The 17888-nt window shown below is 44.2% G+C and carries 18 protein-coding genes; 17 read left to right on the forward strand and 1 reads right to left on the reverse strand.

Features of this window, described 5'->3' with window-relative positions; genetic code table 11:
- Positions 1–36: 36 nt before the first annotated feature.
- Genes AC1RM2_RS24310 through AC1RM2_RS24320 form a run of 3 tightly spaced genes read left to right on the forward strand, consistent with a single transcriptional unit; the run spans position 37 to position 2729 of the window.
- On the forward strand, positions 37–1410 hold the full coding sequence (locus tag AC1RM2_RS24310) for a Gfo/Idh/MocA family protein (protein ID WP_492987708.1): 1374 nt from the start codon (positions 37–39) through the stop codon (positions 1408–1410).
- Between the two features lie 39 nt (positions 1411–1449).
- Positions 1450–2187 (forward strand): 3-keto-disaccharide hydrolase, encoded by a 738-nt coding sequence (locus AC1RM2_RS24315; protein WP_492987709.1) that lies wholly within the window; start codon positions 1450–1452, stop codon positions 2185–2187.
- A gap of 53 nt (positions 2188–2240) precedes the next feature.
- Entirely contained in the window at positions 2241–2729 is a 489-nt protein-coding gene (locus AC1RM2_RS24320) for a hypothetical protein (RefSeq protein WP_492987710.1), read from the forward strand.
- A gap of 96 nt (positions 2730–2825) precedes the next feature.
- On the opposite strand, the gene AC1RM2_RS24325 is transcribed toward AC1RM2_RS24320, so the two are convergent.
- The gene (locus AC1RM2_RS24325; RefSeq protein WP_492987711.1) at positions 2826–3314 is read right to left on the reverse strand and encodes a VOC family protein; all 489 of its coding nucleotides are present in this window, start codon (positions 3312–3314) and stop codon (positions 2826–2828) included.
- Positions 3315–3454: 140 nt separating this feature from the next.
- Here AC1RM2_RS24325 and yihA point away from each other — a divergent pair, with 140 nt between their 5' ends.
- The 14 genes from yihA (at position 3455) to AC1RM2_RS24395 (ending at position 17874) form a co-directional block, all read left to right on the forward strand.
- Positions 3455–4078 (forward strand): ribosome biogenesis GTP-binding protein YihA/YsxC, encoded by a 624-nt coding sequence (gene yihA, locus AC1RM2_RS24330; RefSeq protein WP_492987712.1) that lies wholly within the window; start codon positions 3455–3457, stop codon positions 4076–4078.
- Positions 4079–4176: 98 nt separating this feature from the next.
- Positions 4177–4590, forward strand: coding sequence for an endonuclease domain-containing protein (locus tag AC1RM2_RS24335; protein WP_492987713.1), 414 nt, complete (start codon positions 4177–4179; stop codon positions 4588–4590).
- A 77-nt stretch (positions 4591–4667) separates the two neighbouring features.
- On the forward strand, positions 4668–5522 hold the full coding sequence (locus AC1RM2_RS24340) for a UbiA-like polyprenyltransferase (RefSeq protein ID WP_492987714.1): 855 nt from the start codon (positions 4668–4670) through the stop codon (positions 5520–5522).
- The gene (locus AC1RM2_RS24345) at positions 5510–6115 is read left to right on the forward strand and encodes a Crp/Fnr family transcriptional regulator (RefSeq protein ID WP_492987715.1); all 606 of its coding nucleotides are present in this window, start codon (positions 5510–5512) and stop codon (positions 6113–6115) included. The genes AC1RM2_RS24340 and AC1RM2_RS24345 overlap by 13 nt, the downstream gene beginning before the upstream one ends.
- 252 nt (positions 6116–6367) lie before the next feature.
- Positions 6368–7300 carry an NAD-dependent epimerase/dehydratase family protein gene (locus AC1RM2_RS24350; protein WP_492987716.1) on the forward strand — a complete coding sequence of 311 codons (933 nt, stop codon included), beginning with the start codon at positions 6368–6370 and terminating at the stop codon, positions 7298–7300.
- Between the two features lie 214 nt (positions 7301–7514).
- Positions 7515–8585, forward strand: coding sequence for an NADH-quinone oxidoreductase subunit NuoH (gene nuoH / locus AC1RM2_RS24355; RefSeq protein WP_492987717.1), 1071 nt, complete (start codon positions 7515–7517; stop codon positions 8583–8585).
- Between the two features lie 98 nt (positions 8586–8683).
- Positions 8684–9274, forward strand: coding sequence for a 4Fe-4S binding protein (locus AC1RM2_RS24360; RefSeq protein WP_492987718.1), 591 nt, complete (start codon positions 8684–8686; stop codon positions 9272–9274).
- On the forward strand, positions 9271–9819 hold the full coding sequence (locus tag AC1RM2_RS24365) for an NADH-quinone oxidoreductase subunit J family protein (RefSeq protein WP_492987720.1): 549 nt from the start codon (positions 9271–9273) through the stop codon (positions 9817–9819). The genes AC1RM2_RS24360 and AC1RM2_RS24365 overlap by 4 nt, the downstream gene beginning before the upstream one ends.
- Positions 9816–10121 (forward strand): NADH-quinone oxidoreductase subunit NuoK, encoded by a 306-nt coding sequence (gene nuoK, locus AC1RM2_RS24370; protein WP_492987721.1) that lies wholly within the window; start codon positions 9816–9818, stop codon positions 10119–10121. The genes AC1RM2_RS24365 and nuoK overlap by 4 nt, the downstream gene beginning before the upstream one ends.
- Before the next feature lie 41 nt (positions 10122–10162).
- A complete protein-coding gene (locus AC1RM2_RS24375) occupies positions 10163–10648 on the forward strand; it encodes a hypothetical protein (protein WP_492987722.1) in 486 nt (161 codons plus the stop codon).
- Between the two features lies 1 nt (position 10649).
- The gene (locus AC1RM2_RS24380) at positions 10650–12737 is read left to right on the forward strand and encodes an NADH-quinone oxidoreductase subunit 5 family protein (RefSeq protein ID WP_492987723.1); all 2088 of its coding nucleotides are present in this window, start codon (positions 10650–10652) and stop codon (positions 12735–12737) included.
- 5 nt (positions 12738–12742) lie between these two features.
- The gene (locus AC1RM2_RS24385) at positions 12743–14347 is read left to right on the forward strand and encodes a complex I subunit 4 family protein (protein ID WP_492987724.1); all 1605 of its coding nucleotides are present in this window, start codon (positions 12743–12745) and stop codon (positions 14345–14347) included.
- Between the two features lie 6 nt (positions 14348–14353).
- Complete coding sequence (locus AC1RM2_RS24390) at positions 14354–16369, forward strand: mucoidy inhibitor MuiA family protein (RefSeq protein ID WP_492987725.1); 2016 nt, start codon at positions 14354–14356, stop codon at positions 16367–16369.
- Between the two features lie 5 nt (positions 16370–16374).
- On the forward strand, positions 16375–17874 hold the full coding sequence (locus AC1RM2_RS24395) for an NADH-quinone oxidoreductase subunit N (protein WP_492987726.1): 1500 nt from the start codon (positions 16375–16377) through the stop codon (positions 17872–17874).
- Positions 17875–17888 lie beyond the last annotated feature (14 nt).

The following is a 17888-nucleotide window of genomic DNA, read 5'->3' on the forward strand; positions in this document are numbered from 1 at the left end:
AAATTAAAATATACATCAATTGAATGTCCCTTATCTATGAAAGAAAAACAAGAATCCTCGCGCCGAAGTTTTATTAAAAAATTAACCACAACCACTGCAGCCGTTGCGGTTGGCAACAGCCTGTTTGCATCGCAAAGTGCCGTTAAACCCTTCGCCATATTAAAAAGGCAATTGGGTTATGAATTTAACGACCAAATCAACATCGCCCTGATAGGCGCCGGTGGCATGGGCAACAGCGATACCGATACAGCGCTAAAAATTCCTGGTGTAAAGCTGGTAGCCGTTTGCGATTTGTACGATGGCCGCCTTAAAGATGCTAAAACCAAGTATGGTGCCGATATTTTCACCACCCGGGTTTATAAAGAGATACTGAACCGTAAGGATATTGATGCTGTTATTATTGCCACACCCGATCATTGGCACCAGCAAATATCTGTTGATGCCATGCACGCCGGCAAACATGTATACTGCGAAAAACCCATGGTACACGCCATTACCGAAGGCCCGGCCGTAATAAAGGCCCAGCAGGAAACGGGTAAAATTTTCCAGGTGGGCAGCCAGGGCGTATCATCATTAGGTAACGAGAAAGCGCATGAACTGTTAAAAAGCGGCGCTATCGGTCAGCTGAATTATGCCGAAGGATTTTGGGCGCGCCGCGAACCGCTGGAGGTTTGGCAATACCCCATCCCGGCAGATGCATCGCCCCAAACGCTGGATTGGGAAACCTACATTAGCAATACAAAAAAACGCCCCTTTGATGAAAAAAGGTTTTTCCGCTGGAGAAACTATACCGACTATGGCACCGGCATGGCCGGCGATTTATTTGTGCACCTGTTTTCGAGCCTGCACTTTATAACCGACTCGATGGGGCCGAACAAAATTTATGCATCGGGCGGCCTGCGTTTCTGGAACGATGGCCGAGAAGTACCCGATGTATTGTTGGGTACTTTTGATTACGGCAAAACCCAGGCGCACCCGGCATTCAACCTTTCGCTGCGTTGCAATTTTGTGGATGGCACCAGCGGCACCACCTATTTAAAACTGGTAGGCAGCGAAGGCTCGATGGATATTACCTGGGACAAGGTAACCCTTAAACGCAACAAAACTTTTGCCAGCGACGATCCCTTTTATTTAGATAAGCTAAAGAAAGCCGGAGTTGGCTATGCCGAACGCAAAAAGATGCTGCCACCCGAAGAGATCACCTACGATGCCGACAAAGGCTACATGGGAGGGCCGTACGATCATATGAACAATTTTTTCAACGCCATCCGCAATAATGGCAAGGTAACCGAAGATGCCGTATTTGGCTATCGTGCTGCGGCCCCTGCCTTATTGTGTAATGACAGCTACTACAATAATAGCCCCATGTTTTGGGACCCGGAGAAAATGCAGGTTTCGAAGAAGAGTTAAGAATCAAGAGTCAAGACAAAAACATCTATTCAATAAGTTATGAAACAACAATTGAAAAAACTGGGGTTGGTAATGGCCGCGGCGGCTTTGGTTTGTGTGCAAACATCGGCGGTTAGCGTAAAAGTGCCGCCGCACGTAAAAAAAGCACCAGTTAAAAAAGGCCCGTGGGTAAACCTTTTTGATGGCAAAACTTTAAATGGCTGGCACAGCTTCAACAAAAAAGGCGAAGTTAAAAACTGGACCATTGTTAATGGCGCGCTGGTTTGCCTTGGCGCAGCCGAAGGCGATACGGGCGGCGATATTGTAACCGATAAAGCTTATACCAACTTTGAACTGGAGTGGGAATGGAAAATTGACAAAGGCAGCAACAGCGGCGTACTATACCACGTAATTGAAGACCCGAAATACCATGCCACCTATAATACCGGTCCCGAATACCAGATCATCGACGATGAAGGTTGGCCCGACAAACTGGAAGAATGGCAAAAAACGGGCTGCGATTATGCCATGTACCTGCCCAACACCCTTAAAAAACTGGAGCCGGTTGGTAAGTGGAACATCAGCAAAATAGTGTTCAACAATGGCCATGTAGAGCACTGGCTAAACGGATCGAAAATAATAGCCTTTGAGGCCTGGACCGACGAATGGAACAAGAAAAAAGCCGAAGGAAAATGGAAAGACTATCCCGACTACGGCGCCGCTAAAACCGGTTTAATTGCTCTGCAGGACCACGGGCACAAAGCATACTTTCGGAACATCAGAATAAAGGAGCTATAACACGATTTAGGGATTTTGCAGGATTAACAGGATTTTTTGCTTTGGAATTTAATATGTTGAGGAAACTTATCTTGATATGTTGCCTTAGTTTGTACTTTGGTAATGCCCGCGCACAGGTTATAAAAGACAGTGTGCGGGTAGTCAACCATTCTAAAAGCCAGATGATCCGGATATTGGAGACTTGCAGCGTTAGGCTACCGTATAACCCAAAGGATATCAAAAATGGAAGCTTCTCGACAAGCTACGAGGTCGGCTTTTTCAAACAAACTTTAAAAAGTAAACTACTTTATAAGTATGATGCATTTAGATGCTGTAATTTTACCATCAACTCCAAAAATCAACACCTTGGTGTAAGCGAATTTATTTATAAAAACAAAGCACTGGCCAACAGGGTGTTTAAGTATCTTAAATCAAATGAGCGTTATTCTTTATCAGAGGTCTATATCAAATTTAAACCTGTACAAATTGGCACCAGCGTTTTTATAGTTTTAACCGAAACTCCCGATGATATAGCCATTAAAAACCTGTTTGGCAGTTTGTGATGTCCCATAAAAGGCGCAAAAATTTAATTACAGCGGGTTGTGCCTCCACAACCGGCATTTCTCAACCACCTACAGAACTACTGATTTTTCTTCAGCTTACTTAGCCAAAGCCAGCAAACCCTCTATATCCAGCCTCCTGGTAAACATAGTCAATGCTCCATTTTCATCCAGCGGCCATTGTTCTTTAGGGCGGTCCCAGTAAAGCTCAACGCCATTCTGGTCGGGGTCATTCAGGTAGATGGCTTCGGATACGCCATGATCTGATGCGCCGGTGATGGGGTATTTGGCATCAATCAGCCGCTGTAGTATTGCAGCAAGGTCTTTACGCTCGGGGTAAAGTATAGCAGTATGGTACAAGCCCGGCGCATATTCCGGCGCCGGCGAAGCGCCTTTACTGTGCCAGGTATTTAAGCCAATATGGTGATGATAGCCACCCGCAGATATAAAAGCTGCCTGATCGCCGTACATCGCCATTTTATCAAAGCCCAGCAGGCCACAATAAAAATCAAGGGATTTTTGCAGGTCGCTTACCTTTAAATGTACGTGACCAATGCGGGTTTGGGCAGGAATTTTATAATCGTTCATTATATTGCATGTTTAAACATCAAATTTAAGTATTATTGCGCTTACATTTGTTTACTCATTGTAAAACAACACAAAGCAAGCATGTACCGGCACAGGTTAGCGGGCATATGCTGGCAGTTAAAAATAATTACCTTTGCAGCATGATTGTTAAAACGGCCGAATTTATTTGCAGCAATACCCAAATTTCGAAGTTGCCGCCGCCCATTAAGGCCGAGTACGCTTTTATAGGGCGCTCAAACGTAGGCAAATCTTCGCTGATCAACATGCTCACGCAAAAAAAAGGATTAGCCAAAACATCGCAAACACCGGGTAAAACCCAGCTGATAAATCACTTTTTTATTAACGACAGCTGGTATATTGTTGATTTACCCGGCTACGGATATGCCCGGGCATCCAAAACAAACAAAGCCAACTGGAATAAATTTATCCATAACTATCTTGATAAGCGCGAAAGCCTGCAATGCGTGATGGTATTGATTGATAGCCGCCTGGAGCCGCAAAAAATAGATATCGAATTTTGTAACTGGCTGGGCGAAAAAGGCTTGTCGTTTGTACTGGTTTTCACCAAGGCCGACAAACAATCGAGCGTTAAAACCGACCAGAACATAGCCAAATTCAAAAAAGCCATGCTGGAAACTTTTGAAGAATCCCCGCAATACTTCATCACCTCGGCCGAGCTACAAACGGGCAGGGATGAGATTTTGGGTTTTATAGATAATATTAATAAGAGTTTTGTGGTACCACATTTTGAGCCGAGGGATTAAAATGTCGCTTTTTTAAATCCCCTCTCGAGAGGGGGCGCGAAAGAAAGTGCGGCTGCAGGGATGTGTTGTACGCCATTAAAGCAAAGCGATACGTATTTATGCCACGCAAAATAATACCATACAACCCAAACCTAAAAGACTTAGCCCGCAAGCTAAGAAACGATAGTACCCTGGGCGAAGTATTGCTTTGGAATGAAATAAAGGGAAAAGGCTTTGGTTTTGATTTTCATAGGCAAAAACCGTTGTTAAATTATATTGTAGACTTTTATTGCAGTGAGTTAAATTTGGTAATTGAGGTTGACGGACATTATCATAATCACGAAGAAAAAGCTGAGGCAGATAATTTACGGGACCAGGAACTTGTAAAATATGATTTAACAATAATTCGTTTTACCGAACAGGAAGTAAGAAAAGATATCGCTAATGTTTTAAGAACAATTGAGAGCTATGTTGCAGAACACACCCCTCCCCCCTCTCAAGAGGGGAATCGCACGGGGCCAGCGCTTTTTTGATCTGCTTTCATTTGTAAACGCCGTGTACATCTAAAATAAACATTGAAAACAACCCTATAAAAAGGGATAAACACAATATGAAAAAATACCTTTCATTAGTAACTTTTACCCACACCATCTTCGCCATGCCATTTGCGTTTATCGGCTTCTTTTTGGCTGTAACCACCACGCAACACACCTTCGATTGGCGTAAGCTGGTGCTTATGGTGCTGTGCATGATTTTCGCCCGTAACTCGGCTATGGCTTTTAACCGCTATTTGGATAGGGACATTGATGCCCAAAACCCGCGAACCAAACAACGGGATATTCCGGCAGGGCGTATTAGTGCGCCTGCGGCATTAACCTTTACGTTAATCAATTGCGTACTGTTTATCGCGGCTACATTTTTTATTAATCCTTTATGCTTTTATCTATCCCCAATTGCTTTATTTGTGGTGATGGGCTATAGCGCTACCAAGCGCTTTACTGCACTTTGTCATTTAGTTTTAGGTTTGGGCTTATCCCTTGCCCCTATCGGTGCTTACCTTGTAGTTACCGGCGAATTTGCGTTAACCCCCATATTCTTCTCGCTATCGGTGCTATGCTGGGTGAGCGGGTTTGATATTATTTACGCCCTGCAGGATGAAGACTTCGACCGCAGCCAAAACCTGCATTCTATCCCTGCCTATTTGGGTAAGGTAAACGCATTACGGCTGTCAACGTTTTTGCACGTGTTATCGGCTTTATTTATTATGATGCCGGTGTTTTTTACACATGTAGGTATTTTATACTATGTTGGCATAGCGTTTTTCTGCGCTATGCTCATTTACCAGCACCTGCTGGTAAAACCAACCGATTTGAGCCGGGTAAACTTTGCTTTTATGACCACCAACGGCATTGCCAGTGTTGTATTTGCGGTTTTATTCCTGTTAGATAGAATATGGACACGCTAACAGCTCTCAACAAATTCAGGGAGCATGTCCATTTATATGTGGTGCTTACTGATGACGAATGGAATATACTTTCGGCGTACCTGGAAGTAATCACCCTAAAAAAGAAAAAAAACTTTGCCGAGCCGGGAAAAGTATGCAATCACATCGGTTTGGTTGCAAAGGGTGCAGTAAGGTACTTTCATGTTAAAGATGGCGAAGAAATAACCGGTTATTTTAGTTTCGAGGATGAGATGCTCAGCTCCTACAAAAGCTTCCTTACCCGCCAGCCAGGTTTGTTCTATATCCAGGCTTTGGAAGATTCGCAAATTGTTACCTTGAGCCATAATGCCCTGCAGGAAGTTTGCGCAAATCAAATAATGAGCTTCAAAATGGAACGCTTTGGCCGGCTAATGGCAGAACACTATCTTATTTGCTATGAAGACCGTGTAGCCTCCTTCATCACCCAAACACCCGAAGAACGCTACCATAAACTACTTGAAACTGGCGGCGAAGTAATGCAGCGCATCCCGCAACATTATATAGCCAATTACCTGGGCATAACGCCCGTTTCGCTTTCGCGGATCAGGAGAAGGATTATGAAGATAAGCGCGTAGAGAAGCGGAAAGCTTAAAGCCAAAAGCACAAATCCAATAATCAAAAGTAATTCGGGATCAATGTGATAATTTCCTATTGATGTTGACATTATCTGCACATCTGAAACGGCCCAGTCCTCAACGCAGTTAATTTGAAATTTGCACATTAAATCCTGTCAATCCTGTATAATCCTGAAATCGTGTTTTTCTTATCTTTTGTTAACGTTTTGATAACCATAGCCACAATACCTTTGGATAAACAAAAACGAAAAGATGATGCACACCATATTAGGAGCAGGCGGTACAGTGGCAAATGCCCTTAGCCGCGAATTGATTAACGCCAACCAAACCGTTCGTTTGGTGAGCCGCAAACCGGTAAACATTACTGGTAAAAATGTAACCTGGCAAAAGGCCGATTTGTTAAATTATGATGAAGTTTTGGCGGCTGCCCAGGGGGCAACAGTTATTTACATGGCGGCCGGTATTGTTTATGATGCAGCCATCTGGCAGGCACAATGGCCTGTTATTATGCAAAATGTGATCAATGTTACCAAAGCCACCGGGGCACGATTGATATTTTTTGATAACGTATATATGTATGGCCTGGTTGATGGCCCCATGACAGAGGATACTCCCTACAACCCCGGCAGCAAAAAAGGACAGGTACGCGCAGGCATTGCCAATATGCTGATGGACGAAGTTAAGGCTGGAACTATTCGTGCTTCCATTGCACGTGCACCCGATTTTTACGGCACCGACTCGTTAAACAGCTTTGTAGATATGATGGTGATAACCAAATACGCCGCTAAACAAACCGCCCAGTGGATTGGCGACCCAAACAAAAAACACAACTTTATTTACATCCCCGATGCCGGTAAAGCGATGTTCCTGCTTGGTCAAAACCCAGATAGTGATAACCAGGTATGGCACCTGCCCACGCCGCCGGCCATAACCGGCAAACAGTTTATGACTATTGCCGCCGGGGTATACAGCGTAAAACCTAAATTCTTTGTTTTACGCAAATACATGCTATGGCTGATAGGCCTGTTCCAAAAAGTGGTTATGGGCACTGTGGAGATGTACTACCAGTACGATCACGACTATATTTTTGACAGCAGTAAGTTTGAAAAGGCTTTTAATTTTAAACCTACAACTTATGAGGAAGGGCTAAAAGAATTGTCAAAAACACTGTATAAGCCACAGTAAGCTCTTAAGTTGTAAGTCAATAAAAAAATCCGGTAGGGGTATCCTATTTGGATTTTTTGTGTTTTTTAAGAAGTTTAGAAAAGCTTCGCCGGCATTCAAGGCCATGTTTATGCAAACCACTCACCCAATCAACCACCCACCAATTTAATATACTAAACTTGTCGTCTAAAATAACTCAACATTTAGTAAGTTTGCAGCTTCATCAAAAAAGCACTTGAATTATTATATCACATATTTTATTGTTGCTATAGGGTTGTTCAGTTTTTCGGCCTTTTTTGCGTTGTTTGGTGTTTATGCTGAGCGGAAGATCTCTGCATTTATCCAGGACAGGCTTGGCCCTACCGAAACGGGCAAATTCGGCTCGCTGCAAACCCTGGCCGATATTATGAAGATGATCCAAAAGGAGCTCATTATCCCGGCAGCTGCCGATAAATGGCTGTTTATGCTGGCACCTGCTGTAATATTTATAGCGGTATACATGGGTTTTGCCGCCCTGCCCTGGGGGCCCGGGCTTATTCCCTCGAAAATAAATTTAGGCATCTATTATATCTTCGCCATTATCTCTATCGAGACATTGGGTATCCTGATGGCCGGCTGGGGATCAAATAACAAATATTCAATATTAGGGGCTATGCGCTCTGCCGCGCAAATTATCTCCTACGAAATTCCAACGGGCTTTGCCATTATATCCGTAGTGATGATTGCCCAAACACTGGACCTGCAGGCGATAGCCATGCAGCAAGGGGTATTAGCGCCAGAAAAAATAACGTTTGCTGGCTTTTGGGACGTAACCGCTACCGGCGGATTTTTGAGCTGGAATATATTCCGCGCCCCGCATTTGATCATTGCGTTTGTAATTTACTTTATAGCTTCATTGGCCGAAAGCAACCGCGCCCCCTTTGATATTCCCGAAGCGGAATCGGAGTTGGTGGCAGGTTTTCATACCGAGTTTACGGGCATCCGTTTCGCGCTGGTTTTTTTGGCCGAGTATTCGATGATGTTTTTGGTGAGTATGATTGGGGTGATCCTTTTTTTAGGCGCCTGGAATACACCATTACCCAATATGGGCCCTGTACATTTAGCCGACTGGACAACTAATATGTGGTGGGGTATATTATGGGTAACCCTAAAAACATTAGGGCTGGTAGCTGTACAAATGTGGATCAGGTGGACGCTTCCCCGTTTCCGGGTAGACCAACTGATGAACCTTTGCTGGAAAGTACTCACCCCGCTGGCATTTTTATGTGTGCTGATTTCGGGTGTGTGGAGGTTGTGGCTTATGTGATTTCGGAATTCGGATGTTCGATTTCGGATTTAAGAAATTGAATTTAGAATTTTAACAATTAGAGAATTTAGAGTTTAGAATTTCAACAATATTAGAATTTGTTAACGAAGTTAATCAGCGGTTTTACAACGGCATGGAAAGGTTTAAGTCTTACCGTGAAGCACTTGTTTGCCAATAATTCTGCGCGGAAGATTACAACCGTAAGTGATAGTAACTACTTTAAACAACTGGAAAAAGGTACCAACACCATTCAGTATCCCAAGCAGCAATTACCGGTGCCCGAAATTGGTCGATACCAGCTGGATGTGGAGATGGACGATTGCATAGTGTGCGATTTATGCGCCAAAGTATGCCCGGTAGATTGTATTGATATTGAAGCCATAAAAGCTACGGAGGCCATCGGCCAAACATCCGATGGTACCACCAAACGTCTTTACGCAGCTAAGTTTGATATAGATATGGCCAAATGCATGTACTGCGGCCTGTGCACCATTGTGTGCCCAACCGAGTGCATTGTGATGACCAACCAATACGATAAAACCGTTTTTGAACTAAGCGACCTTGTTTACGAATTCTCGGACATGCCACCCGAAGTTGCTGCCGAAAAGCGTGCCTTGTTTGACAAGCAACAGGCCGAAAAGCAAGCCGCCAAACTGGCCGCCATGCAAAAAAAGGAGGGCGGGGCATGAGCTTAGTCCGCGTGCTGTTTTATTTTATGAGTTTTATAGCGGTGGCTTCGGCGCTGTACGCGGCATCAACCGCTAATTTGGTGCGCAGCATATTTGTATTTTTTGTCACCCTGTTTGCCCTGGCCGGCCTGTACGTTTTGGCCCTGGCCGATTTTGTGGCTGTTACGCAGGTGGTGATTTACGTTGGGGGAATATTGGTGCTCATCCTGTTTGCCTTTATGCTATCGGGCAAAGAAACGCTTGATGTTTTGCAGCAGCAAAAAGGTAAATTCTTCAGCATCGGCAAATTGCCGGCAATATTACTTGCGGCCTCGTTTTTTATCGTGATGATCAATGTTGTATTAAAGGCCGATGTAAATAACCTAAGCTGGGTAAAAGCTTCTATCGCCAACAACAATACCATTACCCCAAACGCGGTGATGGTTGATAATATAGGCGTTAACTTAATGACGCGTTACCTGTTGCCTTTTGAGGCTATTTCCATTTTACTATTGATGGCACTGGTTGGCGCAGCACACCTGTCACGTAAGGAGGCCGAGGCATGATCACCTTAACCGACTTTTTGATTGTGAGTGTAATACTGTTTTGCATCGGCCTGTACATGATCGTATCCAAACGCAACGCCATCCAGATATTGATCGGCATTGAATTGATCCTGAATGCCGCCATATTAAACCTGGTTGCATTTGGTAAACACGACAGCATTAACAACAGCGGGCAAATATTCGCGCTTTTTGCCATTGTATTGGCGGCGGCAACCACGGCGGTAGCGCTGGCTATCATCCTGAACGTGTACAGGAAATATAAAACCATTGATCCGGGTAAGATTAATAATTTGAGGGATTGATGATGAGAAAGTTTCTTTTATTTTTTTTATTGTTGATCAAGATGGCCGGATTTGCGAATGCACAGAAAGCAGACACCCTACTAAATGCGATGACGAAAATAGATAGCACAATCTATGTTTTAGACGGGGAGTTATCATCTAAAAATAAAATAAAGGGGTTAAAACCGGAAGATATCATCAGTATTGATGTTTTGAAAAAGGGTAAAATGTCCGACCCGTCTTTAAGTCAGGTTAAAGGTGATATTGTGGCTGTAATTACAAAGCATTTTGCTATAAATCATTATCAGAAAAAATTTGGCGCTTTTTCGGCGGAGTATATAAAATATCTAAAGTTAAAAAACGGGGATGAATCCCGTTTTAAATATGTTGTAGACGGCAATGTATTACTTGAAAATAATGCGCTGGACATTGTGAAAAAATTATATGCTATTCCGGCAGACAAAATAAAGAAGGTCACTTTTATTGAAAAATCAACTAAGGCAGAATATTTGGATGGAACCCCGGTTTTAGTTATCACAACAAAATAAATTGAATAACCAATTATCCCATACCGATACTACCCTCATCGTCTGCACCATCGCAGCTGTAGCATCGCCGCTGCTTGCCGCTTTGATAAACTTTTGCCTGCCGTTAAAAAGTAAGGTTGCGGGTTGGATATCTACCGTGGCTATTTTATTAAGTTGTGTTTTGGCCGCCAAAGTATTTGCCTGGGTATGGAATAATCCGCAGATCCACGTAAAACAGGTTTGGTTTATAATTGGCCATACCGAAGTTTATGCAGGCATATTGCTCAATAATTTATCGGTGCTGATGTTGTTGTTGGTTTCGGTTATTGCTTTGCCGGTGCATATTTATTCAACCGCTTACATGAAGCATGATAACAGGTACAGCCGTTACTTCACTTACCTAAGTTTCTTTTGTTTCAGCATGCTGGCCTTAGTGGTTGTAGATAACCTGGTGCTGTTTTATGCCTTCTGGGAATTGGTAGGCTTTTCATCGTACCTGTTAATTGGTTTCTGGTTTACAAAAGATAAAGCTGTACAAGCCAACAAAAAAGCTTTTGTCATGAACAGGATAGGGGATATTGGTTTATTGAGCGCGATCATTATCTTGTTTGTAATGTATCGGACATTTGATATCGAGGAACTATTTGGTCGTGGATTTAGTCTTGTTAAATATTCAGTTATTAAAGATGGCTCGTGGTCGGCTCCTTTTCTGATATACGATGGCACTGTCTGTGCTTTTTTACCCGCCATCTGGCAATACATCGCCGTCGCAGGTATCGTTTTAGCAGTCGCTGCTAAATCGGCACAGTTCCCGCTGCATACCTGGTTGCCCGATGCTATGGAAGGGCCAACTTCTGTTTCAGCCTTAATACACGCTGCTACCATGGTTGCTGCCGGGGTGTTCTTGTTGGGCAGGGTATATCCAATGTTTACCCAAACAGAGCTTACCATACTCGCCTGCATTGGTTGCTTTACAGCTTTTATGGCGGCTACCATCGCGCTGACGCAAAATGATTTAAAACGGGTGCTGGCATATTCTACCATATCGCAGTTAGGTTTTATGGTTTTGGGCATGGGGGTAGGGGCTTACGCGTCGTCGCTGTTCCATTTGGCTACGCATGCTTTTTTTAAATGTTTACTTTTCCTGGTGGCCGGTATCGTGATCCACGAAATGCAGCACATTAAAGAAGAAAACAACCTCGATATCGATCCGCAGGATATTTCGTTAATGGGTGGCCTGCGTAAAAAATTGCCGCTTACCTTCATTGTTGCCCTTATTGGTGGGCTGGCATTAGTCGGCTTGCCGCTTACATCGGGCTACCTATCTAAAGATGGTATCCTGATCCAGGCTTTTGAATGGAGCGACGGCAAAGCTGCCTGGTTTAAAATTATCCCTGTCATGGCGCTGTTGACCAGCTGGCTTACCGCTTTTTACATAGCAAGGCTCATCTTCAAAGTTTTCTTTGGCGAATTCAGGCTGCCCCAAATATATCCCGGTTTAAAAATGCACATGGGCGATGGCGGCTGGCAATACAACCTGCCTTTGGCCCTACTGGCTCTTTGCTGCTTCTTTCCGCTGTTTTCATTTAACCCCTTTGGGTACGAGCAGGCCTGGTTATCCAGCGGTTTAAGGCTGCATGGCCTGGCTAAGTTCGAAAGTATTTATCACCTTACCATCCCGGCACTGGTAAATATTTTCAGCTTACCGGTCATTTACGCTGCCTATACCATCTATGTAAAACAAAACAGTTTTGCATTCCCGCAAACCGGGTTCTTTTATCGCCTATCCTACAACCAATGGTACTTCGATAAAATATATAAGCGTGTATTTGTAAAACCTGTGTTGGGTTTGGGTAAATTCCTTTACTGGTTTGATAAAAATATTATTGATGGATTTATCCATTTACTTGCTGCTGTGAGCAGATTTGTTGCCGGTTTTGCTGCCTGGGCCGATAAGTACATTGTCGATGGATTTTTGCACCTGGCGGCTGCCGTTGTACAAAGTATTGGCAATTTTGCACGTAAATTCCAGGGGGGTAAAGTGCAATATTATTTGTTTAGCATGCTGGCCATTGTGCTGCTGCTGTTTATTTTAAAAATACTGATATAAACCTGATGAATATATTAACGCTACTTATATTTATACCTGTACTGTTCGGCATTATCATTATGCTGCTGCCATCAAGCATGCGCAACAGCTTTAAATATATCACACTTGGCGCTACGCTTATCCAGCTGGGCATCAGCATCTGGATGTACCTGAACTTTAAAACAGGCGCCGGCTTTGGCGGTATTAACCACGAAGAGCAATTTCAGTTTGTACAAAAACTGCCCTGGATAAGCCTTAACCTGGGCAGCCTGGGCAAAATGCAAATTGATTATTTTGTGGGGATAGATGGCATTTCCATCACCTTGCTTGTGATGACATCGCTGGTATTGGTAATAGCCACTTTGGCCTGTTGGGAAATCAAGAGCAACCTTAAAGGTTTTTTCCTGTTGTTTTTGTTGCTGGATATGGCAGTTATCGGCGTGTTTTGCGCACTGGATTTCTTCCTGTTTTACATGTTTTATGAGCTGATGCTGTTGCCATTGTACTTCCTGATAGGCATGTGGGGCGGCGCGAGGCGCGAATACGCTTCCATCAAATTCTTTTTGTATACGCTGTTCGGTTCGGTGTTTATGTTGTTGGTGATGGTGGGTTTATACCTCTCGGTTACCGACCCGGCCACCGGCAATCATACTTTTAATATGGTGCAGATGATGAACCCGGCCAACTTCAATGTAGGTTCGGTATTTTCACTGGCAGGCCACCAAAGCATTTTGGGCATGCCTGCGCGTACCGTGGGGTTTGTGGTATTGTTTATCGCCTTCGCTATTAAAGTGCCTGTAGTGCCCTTGCATACATGGCTGCCTGACGCGCACGTAGAGGCACCTACGCCGGTATCTATTATCCTTGCCGGTATCCTGTTAAAAATAGGGGGCTACGGTATAATCCGCATCTGCATAGGCATCTTCCCCGAAGTAGCCACAGCGCATGCCTTTTGGCTGGGCCTGCTTGGGGTTATCTCCATATTATACGGCGCGTTTAACGCTCTTGAGCAACGCGATCTGAAACGGATGATTGCTTACTCATCGGTATCGCACATGGGTTTTGTACTGCTGGGCATTGCATCGCAGACTGCCGAGGGCGTAAGCGGGGCCGTAATGCAAATGGTGAGCCACGGCTTTTTATCAACTATGTTATTCTTCCTGGTAGGGGTTATCTACAACCGGGTGCACGACAGGGATATTTACCATTTCCGTGGCCTGGCTACCCTGATGCCAAAATATACGGCCTTTGTCATGATCGCCTTTTTTGCCTCGTTGGGCTTGCCGGGCTTTTCGGCATTTGTGGCCGAGGCGTTTACATTAGCCGGTGTATTTAAATCGCATTCAGAAAACGGTTTGCTGCCCTACTGGATGGCTGTTTGCGGCACCCTGGGCATATTGTTTGGCGCGGCCTATTTTTTATGGACACTGCAACGCATGTTCTTCGGTAAAGAATCATTAAAAGGCGGGGCCGTTTGGAAGACTGCCCTGGCAGATTTAAACCTGCGCGAGAAACTTACCCTTGCGCCACTGGCCATCATCGCCCTGGCATTGGGTATAATGCCATCATTGGTTTTTGATAAGATCAACGATTCGGTACTGGCTTTTATACAATTTTTACACACCAAATAATTGATAGTGTACCAGCATAAATTCTTTTATGGAAAAATGCATACCGCTGCATCTTTAGTTTACCCAACGCCCTTTGAGGCTGATGGGGGAAAACTAACAGCAAGTATCCATTTAACCGAAGACGTTATGTTCAAAAAACTATCAACCGCTATTTTTTTATTTATAGCTATTGCCTCCAAAGCCGACGAAGGGCAAAAAATTGCCTCGAAAGTTCAAAAAGTTACCGTGTTTTTAAGCGGTGCGCAGGTAAGCCGTACCGCGCAGGTAAATATTAGCGCAGGCACGTCAACCCTGGTATTCAACAACCTATCGGCAGATATGGATGTGCAAAGCCTGCAGGTGAGCGCCGGTGGCAACTTTACCATCCTTTCGGTTAAGCACGAACTTGATTTTTTAAACGAAGAACTGAAGCAAAAACAAATTACCGACCTGCAAGCCCAGCAAAAACTCATCAGGGATAAAATATCCCTACAAAACAGCCTGCTCCCTATTTACCAGGAAGAGGCCGATATGCTATCAAAAAACCAGGTTGGCAGCGGAGAAAAAAATGGGCTCGACATTATAAAACTCAAACAGGCGCTTGATTTTCAAACAGCCCGCCTAACCGAGATCAAACAAAAACAACAAGCCGTGGCCGACCAGGTTGCACTGCTAAACCTCGAGCTTCAAAAATATGATAAGCAAATTGTCGATATTGTTAAAGGCCGCCGCAGCACTACCAGTAATGTGTTGGTTACGGTATCGTCTAAAACCGATTTGCAATCTACATTCAACATCAATTACGTGGTGCATACGGCCAGCTGGTACCCGGTTTACGATATCAGGGCCAAAAATGTAAACAGCCCCATCAGCATTACCTATAAAGCCAATGTATCGCAGCAAAGCGGCGAGGAATGGAAGAACATAAAAATCACCCTGTCAACAGGTAACCCAACCGTAAGCGGCAGTAAGCCCGAGCTTACCCCGGATTATTTAAATTTCGGGATGTATTATTCAGGAGCCGCCGGCAGCATCACCAAAGTTACGGGCAAAGTTGTTGCACAGGAGGACGGGCAGCCCTTGCCGGGCGTATCTATCAGGATAAAAGGTTCTTCCATAGGCACTGTAAGCGATAAGGACGGTAATTACGATATCCAGGTACCCGGAGGTAACCCAACCATAACTTATAGCTACATTGGTTATGAAACGATGGAGCGGCAGGCTAATACGGCTGTAATAAGTGTGGCGCTAAAACCGTCAAGTAATGCCTTAAACGAAGTTGTTGTTGTGGGATATGGAAGCACATCAGAATCGCTTGGGGGCCGGGTTTCCGGAGTGAGTATTACACCCGGAGCCGTCGATAAAATAAAGATCAGAGGAATATCCAGCTTGGGCTATTCAACCACCCCAATCGAAGTAAAGCAAATTGAAAACCAAACCAACGTAGAGTTTGCCATTGCCAATCCCTACACTGTGCCAACAGATGGCAAGCAGTATATGGTAGAGATTGGCCAGTTTGATTTAGAAGCCAGCTATCAGTATTACGTTGCGCCTAAAATAAGTACCGATGTGTTTTTAACCGCCCAGCTTACCAACTGGAACAAATACAATTTCCTGTCCGGCGAAGCCAGTTTGTTTTTTGAGGGAACGTTTATCGGCAAGTCGCTGATTAATACACAGGCCACTACCGATACGTTGAATTTATCCTTAGGTAACGATAAAAATATTGTAGTAACCCGCACCCTGCAAAAGGAACTGGCCGAACGGCAGATCTTCGGCTCCAACAAAAAGGAAACCCGCAACTGGCTCATTGAAGCTAAAAACCGCAAAAGCCAGCCGGTTAGTTTATTAGTAGAAGACCAGGTGCCCGTTTCGCAAAATTCCGACATACAGGTAGATGTGCAGGAAACATCGGGTGCAAAATTGGATGCGCATACGGGTAAACTTTCATGGAATTTCGTGCTAAATTCGCAGGATGATAAAAAGGTGCAGTTAAAGTACCAGGTTAAGTACCCCAAAATTCAATCAGTAATAGTTCAATAATATAAATGCACCAACTGCTCACCAACATATCCGAACAGCTAACCCAGGTAATTGCCAGCCTGCACTATTTTTTGCCCGAAGCATACCTGGGTTTGCTGTTTGTGTTTGTGATGATAACCGACCTGCTTTTTGGTAAAACATCGGCCGGTTACTGCCGCATGGTAGCCATTACGGGCATGTTATTGGTGGCGTTTACCGATTTAAATCAATTCGGGCTGATATTGGATGGCCCGCACCTGCTGTTTAGCCAAATGCTGCTGCTAAGCCGCAGCGGCCTGTGGTTTAAATTAATCATTGATGTGTTGGCTTTTATCCTGCTGTTATATTTTACCTGGGACGAGAAGCTGAAAAGCCATCAGAAAGGCTTATCAGATTTATATACCATTACTATAGCCTCTATATTCGGCTTGCATTTAATGGTGATGGCTGTAAACCTGCTGTCTATTTACCTGGCTATCGAGATGGTTTCCATCGCATCGTACCTCATGGTAGCCTACCGGAGCGAAAATGCTTTCAGTACCGAGGCGGGCTTAAAATATGTATTGTTTGGGGCAGCATCGTCGGCTATTATGCTTTATGGTATTTCGTTGTTATATGCGTTCAGCGGTTCGCTGGATATTTTGCAGCACAATACCGTTATGGAGCTTTTAAAGGTTAATCACCTCAGTTCGGCCTTTGCTATTGTGCTGGTGTTGGTGGGCATAGGGTTTAAGCTGTCGTTTGTGCCCGTTCATTTTTGGGTGCCCGATGTGTACCAGGGCGCGCCAACGCCGGTTACAGCATACCTATCCACCTTACCTAAAATTGCTGCCTTTGCTTTATTGGTTAACTTTTTACCGCCTTTTATACTGCTGGGTGCCAATACCGGATTCGATCTGGTTATTGTGCTATCAGCGGCGGGTATTATCAGCATGATAGCGGGGAACTTTGCCGCGGTATTGCAAAGCAATATTAAACGGATGCTGGCTTACTCCAGCATTGGCCATACCGGTTTCGCGCTGATGGCAGTAGTGGTACTTAACCAGCAAGGCATATCAGCGTTAACTTATTACCTGTTAGTTTATGCATTGGCCAATATTGGCGCCTTGGTGCTGGCAACTTATTTTACCAATGTAGCGGATGCTCAGGACCTTGACGCTTACAAAGGCCTTGGTTTAAAATACCCGGTTGCCGGGGTGTGTTTTACCATCATCCTGATATCGCTGACAGGCTTGCCGGTGAGTGCCGGCTTTACGGGTAAGGTGTTTGTGTTTTCGGCGGTATATGGGCTATATCAGCAAAATCATAGTATCTGGCTGATGCTGATGATGGCTACCGGAGCTTTAACAACAGTAGTAAGCTTGTTTTACTACATTAAAATTCCACTTAATTTATTCCTTAAAAGGTCAGAAAATCAGGATATTGAATATAAAAAATCCTATAATCTGCTCATTTTAGTTGTAATTATAAGTTTTGTGTTGGTTTTGCTGGGAGTTTTCCCGGATTTTGTTTTAAAATACCTGTAAAAGCAATTTTTTAT

This window comes from Mucilaginibacter sp. GW822-FHT03E02 (assembly GCF_058801545.1).

Coding starts and splice junctions, on each gene's coding strand:
- AC1RM2_RS24310 (WP_492987708.1), top strand. CDS start 37: ATGAAAGAAAAACAAGAATCCTCGCGCCGAAGTTTTATTAAAAAATTA.
- AC1RM2_RS24315 (WP_492987709.1), top strand. CDS start 1,450: ATGAAACAACAATTGAAAAAACTGGGGTTGGTAATGGCCGCGGCGGCT.
- AC1RM2_RS24320 (WP_492987710.1), top strand. CDS start 2,241: ATGTTGAGGAAACTTATCTTGATATGTTGCCTTAGTTTGTACTTTGGT.
- AC1RM2_RS24325 (WP_492987711.1), bottom strand. CDS start 3,314: ATGAACGATTATAAAATTCCTGCCCAAACCCGCATTGGTCACGTACAT.
- yihA (WP_492987712.1), top strand. CDS start 3,455: ATGATTGTTAAAACGGCCGAATTTATTTGCAGCAATACCCAAATTTCG.
- AC1RM2_RS24335 (WP_492987713.1), top strand. CDS start 4,177: ATGCCACGCAAAATAATACCATACAACCCAAACCTAAAAGACTTAGCC.
- AC1RM2_RS24340 (WP_492987714.1), top strand. CDS start 4,668: ATGAAAAAATACCTTTCATTAGTAACTTTTACCCACACCATCTTCGCC.
- AC1RM2_RS24345 (WP_492987715.1), top strand. CDS start 5,510: ATGGACACGCTAACAGCTCTCAACAAATTCAGGGAGCATGTCCATTTA.
- AC1RM2_RS24350 (WP_492987716.1), top strand. CDS start 6,368: ATGATGCACACCATATTAGGAGCAGGCGGTACAGTGGCAAATGCCCTT.
- AC1RM2_RS24365 (WP_492987720.1), top strand. CDS start 9,271: ATGAGCTTAGTCCGCGTGCTGTTTTATTTTATGAGTTTTATAGCGGTG.
- nuoK (WP_492987721.1), top strand. CDS start 9,816: ATGATCACCTTAACCGACTTTTTGATTGTGAGTGTAATACTGTTTTGC.
- AC1RM2_RS24375 (WP_492987722.1), top strand. CDS start 10,163: ATGGCCGGATTTGCGAATGCACAGAAAGCAGACACCCTACTAAATGCG.
- AC1RM2_RS24385 (WP_492987724.1), top strand. CDS start 12,743: ATGAATATATTAACGCTACTTATATTTATACCTGTACTGTTCGGCATT.
- AC1RM2_RS24395 (WP_492987726.1), top strand. CDS start 16,375: ATGCACCAACTGCTCACCAACATATCCGAACAGCTAACCCAGGTAATT.